The following is a 5,798-nucleotide window of genomic DNA, read 5'->3' on the forward strand; positions in this document are numbered from 1 at the left end:
AGTACTTCCTTTTCCATCGCCTTCTCCAAAGGGGTTGATAAAGACCTGACGGAAATAGAAGTCCCGTTCCGGCCTCGCAGCCGGAACGGGACTAAAAAGGACGGTCTTAGACCTTTTGGCCCTTGAATCCGGCCAGGATCCTTTCGGGAAGAGCCGGCAGCCGGTGGACCCTGACACCGCAGGCATTGTAGATGGCGTTGCCTATGGCTGCGTGAGGGCTGGAGAGGGGAAGCTCACCCACTCCGGCGGCGCCGAAGGGGCCGAACTCCCTCGGATAGTTCTCAAAATAGACAATCTCCATGTTGTCGGTGATGTCCTTGGCGAAGGGAAATCCCGCTCCGACCAGGTTGGAGTGCTTCTTTATATCCTCAAAATCCTCCAACAGGGCCAGCCCTATTCCCTGAGCCATCCCGCCATAGATCTGTCCATCGGTGACGAGGCGGTTGTTAACCTTGCCGATATCCGCCATGAGGGTCATCTTGTCCACTTCCACCTTGCCCGTCTCGGTATTTACCGAGACTTCCGCCATGAAGACTCCATACATATAGACCACAAAGGGCCTCCCCTGGCCTTTTTCATCGCAGGCCACACCAGGAACGCTGAACTTGCCCACGTACTTCAGCGGTTTGCCCGCGGCAACCGCTTCGGAATAGTCCATGTACTTGCCATCGGGTTTCTTCAGCGATGCCAGCATTTCAGAACAGGCGACCCGTATGGCGTTCCCCGTCATGACCTGCTGACGGGACCCGCCGGAAGGACCCGAATTGGGCGTGCTGGAAGTATCGGGCCAGGTGAAGCGGATCCTGTCGGGCGTGATGCCCAGGGGGCGTAAAGCCTCATGGGCGGTACCAACCATGCCCATGTCGGCACCCTGTCCATGGTCCTCCCAGGCTGCCACTATCGTTACCGTATCGTCGGGGTTAAGCACAGCCCATGCCTCCGACCCGTCGGGGCCGTCGAGACCGCAACCGTAACACCCCATGGAGAGTCCAACACCCTTCCTGATCTTATCCTTGGACTCTCGCTTTGCCTTGGCCTTCGCCTCCTCGTAGCGGGGCTTCAGAGCTTCGAGCATCTCGGGATAGCTGAAGACCTCGGGCTCCTGACCACTGGGGTTCGTAGCACCCGGACGGTAACAGTTCAGGTAGCGAATCTCCCAGGGATCCATTCCGATCTTTTCCGCCAGTTGATCCATGAGTTGTTCCGATGAGAAGAGCGACTGGGGTGACCCGTAAGCCCTGAAGGCAGAACCCCAGGCGTGGTTGGTGCACACCGTGCGGCCCGTTCCCTTGATGTTTGGTATATCGTAGCCCGCACCCATGAACTGGGCGCCTCGGAGCGTCAGCAGATCGCCGAACTCGGAGTAGGGGCCGTGGTCCACGTTGTAATCCGTCTCCATGGCGAGCAGCTTGCCATCCTTGTCGGCAGCGAATTTGATATTGACAAAGAAGGGCGACCGCTTACCCGTGTAGGTCATGTGCTGGAAGTAGTTGTACCTGAGGAAGCAGGGTCTTTCCGTCGCAAGGGCGGCGGCTCCCACCAAGGCTTCCATCGTGGGACTGAACTTGTAGCCGAAGGTTCCGCCCATGGGGTTCGTGACAAGGGCGATCTTTTCCGGCTCCAGGCCGAGGCCGGGGGCGATCATGAGGAGGTGCAGGTGGGCTCCAATGGTTTTGGAGTGAATCTTAAGGACCCCTCCCTCGTCAATGTAGGCAAAACCGACGTCGGGCTCGATTGTCATGTGGGGCTGCCTCTGGACATAGAAATCGTCTTCCACCACGTAGGGCGCGCTGTTGAAGATCGGACCTGTGGGTTTACCCTTTTCGAGGTTCTGAATATAGTACACATTGGGCGTTCCCGGGTGGATCTCCAGGGCGTCCTCAGCCATGGCCGCGGGGGCGCTCATGTAGGCAGGGAGGATCTCCAGGTCAACCTTCACCTTGTCCGCGGCTGCGCAAGCATTATCGTAAGTATCGGCACAGACTATCGCTATGGCGTCGCCATACTGGAAAACCTTTTCGTCACAGAGAATGGGTCGGTCCCAGCCATCCCCCTTGTTCGAGGGAAAGGTGATCAGACCGGTGATCCTATTCTTGCCTTTGATATCTTTGTGGGTGACGACCTTGTAGACGCCGGGCATCTTTTCTGCCTCGGAGACGTCGATGTTCCTGATGTTGGCATGGCTCACCGTGGCTTGCACCAGGGCGAGCTGAAGCGTGTTGCCCGGGAGCTTCAACCCCAGGTCTGCACCGTAATCCAGCGTGCCGGTGACCTTTGCCACTGCGGTGGGTCTTGGATAGGTCCCGCCCCAGATTCGTCCGTCGGCGGGGAGCTTGTACTCCAGCTCCTCTTCCTTCATATCGCCCCTTAAAACCTTGGCCGCATCCATAACGGCATTGACTATCGGAATGTAGCCTGTGCACCGGCAGGCGTTTCTGTGCTTATGGAACCACTCCCTTACATCTTCACGGGTCGGTGAAGGGTTACTGTCCAGCAGGGCCTTGGTGGAGACGACAAAGCCGGGAATGCAGAAGCCACACTGGGCGGTCCCGTGCTTGATGAAAGCTTTCTGAATGGGATGCAGATTATTCGGGGTGCCGATTCCCTCGATGGTGGTTACCGAATCGCCGTCCTTGATCCTTCCCGCCTTGAAAATGCAGGAACGGACCAGCTCATTGTTTACGATCACACTACAGGCACCACAATGTCCTGTGTCACAACCGACTTTCGTTCCCGTCAGGCCCAACTGCTCCCGCAGGACCTTCGCTAGGGAATCCTCGCCTTTCACGATGATATTCCGTTCAATTCCGTTCACGAAAAAACGTTTCTGGATCACGTCACCTCAACTCCCTTCATCATTCAAAAGGCAAAATGTTTCACTCCCGTGTATCGACCCTGCCCCTTCTCGCGAAACGAAAAAACTAAAATTGGCGGACCATGATGATCCCCTCCTGGGTTCACAATGGGGCAACCTGTCTCGGACGATATCATTGCGCCTCGGGGAGAAGCCCTGATCCCACGACATTGTCCCGCTCGAAACCTTTTCGCAGATTCATGCTTTTCCTGAATCACTTTTCATTGCACTGCCATTTCGCTTAGAACTATTCTCTTGTGAGGAGAGAAGATTGTCAACATTAGTCTCATATTTGCAACACTATTGCATTTTAATTTCCACAGTACCTACTATACCCACTTCCCATAAAAAAAGGCCCTCCTGTCAAGGAGGCCTTTTCTGTTCCGTTCAATGGCCGGTTATCGGTGCCGTCCGTGCCCACCGGTACTTCCACGCGACGGGTTGATCCATGAACAATACCAAGCAAAAAGAAATATTATTGACCAAAAAATTGAACAAAGACTCTATCGATTTAGAATAGTATCCCAGTCACCGCTCCCCTCGACCGGGGCCATTCCGGTAAAACGGACGAGGAGCCCAAAGATCTACCCTTCAACGGTCAAGACCCCTACCCCCGAAAGGGAAGACCCCCCGCAGGGGAGGATGATCGCAAGCCCGCCGTGGTATTGAGGATAATCGACCTGGTAATAAAACAATACAAGAAAAGGATGATGCAAATGAAGCAGGCGACAAAAAAGCGAATTAATGTGAACGGCGTGCCGTCGGACGTTGTCGCTTATCCCGACACGTTCCTTTCCACAGTGATAAGGGATCAATTGGGACTTACCGGGACGAAGGTCGGATGCGGGGTGGGCCAGTGCGGTGCCTGTAACGTGTTGATGGACGGAAAACTGGTCCGTTCCTGCATTGTAAAATGGAATACCGTTCCCGAGGATGCGAATATCCTAACCATAGAAGGACTGGGGGCTCCGGGGAAACTGCACGCACTGCAATGGGCCTTTATTAAAACCGGGGCCATCCAGTGCGGGTTCTGCACACCGGGCTTTATCATAAGCACCAAGGCCCTTTTGGACAGCAACCCCGACCCGGATCGCGCAACCATCAGGGAGTGGTTCCAAAAGAACCGGAACGCCTGCCGCTGTACGGGATACATCCAGATAACCGACGCGGTGATGCTCGCTGCCAAGGTACTGCGCGGTGAAGAAGAGATGACCGACTTCTCGGAACTGCTCGGAAAAGACGGTTCCGTCTGGGGGACGAGATACCCGAGGCCTAACGCCGTTTACAAGGCTACGGGAACCTTTGACTTCGGCGACGACGTGAAACTGAAATTGCCCGAAGGCACACTATTCGCTGTACCGGTCTGCCCGGAGACTCACCACGCCGTAGTGAAGTCGATCAACTTCGCTGAAGCGGAGAAAATACCCGGCGTATACAAGATCGTCACCGCCGAGGATATCTTTGCCAACAAGGGTACCAACCGAATCCGCGGTCAGGTGGGCTCCGAGACGACCAGCACCGACGGGTGGGAGAGGCGAATCCTCGTCCCCGCCGGTGACAAAATCCGCCAATGGGGCGAAGCTGTAGCGATAGTCTGCGCTTCGACGGAAAAAGAAGCACGGGCCGCGGCGGAAGCGGTTCGGGTCGAGATGGAGGAACTGACCCCCGTTTTGAACGTCATGGAAGCGATGAAGAAGGACGCCCCGAAGGTCTACGACGAGATCGAGGGGATCGACGGGATGCCCAACTGCTTCAATAAACGCCCCTTTATCAAGGGTGAGGATCCCGCCCCGCTCCTTGAAAAGGCCCCCTACCTGGTCGAAGAGGAATTCCTGAGCTCACGCCAGCCCCACTTGACCATAGAGACCGACTGCGGCTTCGGTTATTACGACGAAGAAGGGCGCCTTACGATCCAGAGCAAGAGCATCATGATCTACGCCCACCAGATGATGATCGCCCGCGGCCTGGGAGTGCCCCCTTCCAAGATTCGCGTCATTCAGAACAACACCGGCGCTACTTTCGGGTACAAAGTGGCCGTAACCAACGAGCACCTCATCGGTGCCTGCGTCATCGCCACCGGCCTGCCCGTCTACATGCGCCTTGACATGAAGGAGCACATCCTCAGGACGCCCAAACGCTCGCCCTTCCTTATGAAGGTGAGGATAGGCGCGGACAAGGAGGGCAAGATCCTCGGGGCCGAACATTACTGGCACGTCGATCACGGTCCCTTCTCGGAGGCCAGCGAAAAACTGACCAACATGGGGGGACTTTTCTTCTGCGCCCCCTACGGGGTCGAGAACTTCAGGGGCTGCGGCTACACTCACTTCACGAACCACAAATGGTGCGGAGCCTTCCGCGCTTATGGGGCCCCCCAGACCTATTTCGCCGGGGAGATCGCCATCGATATGCTCGCCGAAAAGGTCGGCATGGATCCCCTGGAGTTCAGAGAGAAGAACATCATGCGGCCCGGTGACACCATGCCGGGAGGGCAAAGGCCTGAGATCTACCCCTTGCCGGCCATGATTACCAGGCTGAAACCCTTGTATGGGGAAGCCCAAAAACGTGCCGCCGCGCTCTCTACGGACCGCGTAAAACGGGGCGTAGGGGTAGCCCTGGGCATCTACAACGCCAACTCTGTAGGGTCCGACGAGGCCAGGAGCAACATCGAGCTGACCGAGGACGGGGTCATCCTTTACAACACCTGGGAGGATCATGGACAAGGCGCCGACATAGGATCCTTGGGAACGGCCCATGAGGCCCTGAAACCCCTCGGTATCAGGCTGGAACAGATCAAGCTGGTCTGCAATGACACGGCCAAAGCTCCCAATAGCGGTGCCGCAGCGGCGAGCCGGAGCCAGATCATGGTCGGTAACGCCATTATCGACAGCTGCAACCAGCTCCTGGAAGCCATGGCCCGCCCTGACGGGACCTTCCGAACCTACCA

At 56.6% G+C, this 5,798-nt stretch carries 2 protein-coding genes; one reads left to right on the top strand and one right to left on the bottom strand.

Features of this window, described 5'->3' with window-relative positions:
• Positions 1 to 106: 106 nt before the first annotated feature.
• The gene (locus GX108_02525) at positions 107 to 2,836 is read right to left on the bottom strand and encodes a molybdopterin-dependent oxidoreductase (GenBank protein ID NLO55923.1); all 2,730 of its coding nucleotides are present in this window, start codon (positions 2,834 to 2,836) and stop codon (positions 107 to 109) included.
• 734 nt (positions 2,837 to 3,570) lie between these two features.
• Between GX108_02525 and GX108_02530 the strand changes: the two genes are divergently transcribed.
• Positions 3,571 to 5,798: molybdopterin-dependent oxidoreductase (locus GX108_02530; GenBank protein NLO55924.1), on the top strand; the 2,228-nt coding region annotated here is incomplete at its 3' end.

Source organism: Thermovirga sp., assembly GCA_012523215.1.
In the GTDB taxonomy this organism is placed as follows: Bacteria; Synergistota; Synergistia; order Synergistales; family Thermovirgaceae; genus 58-81.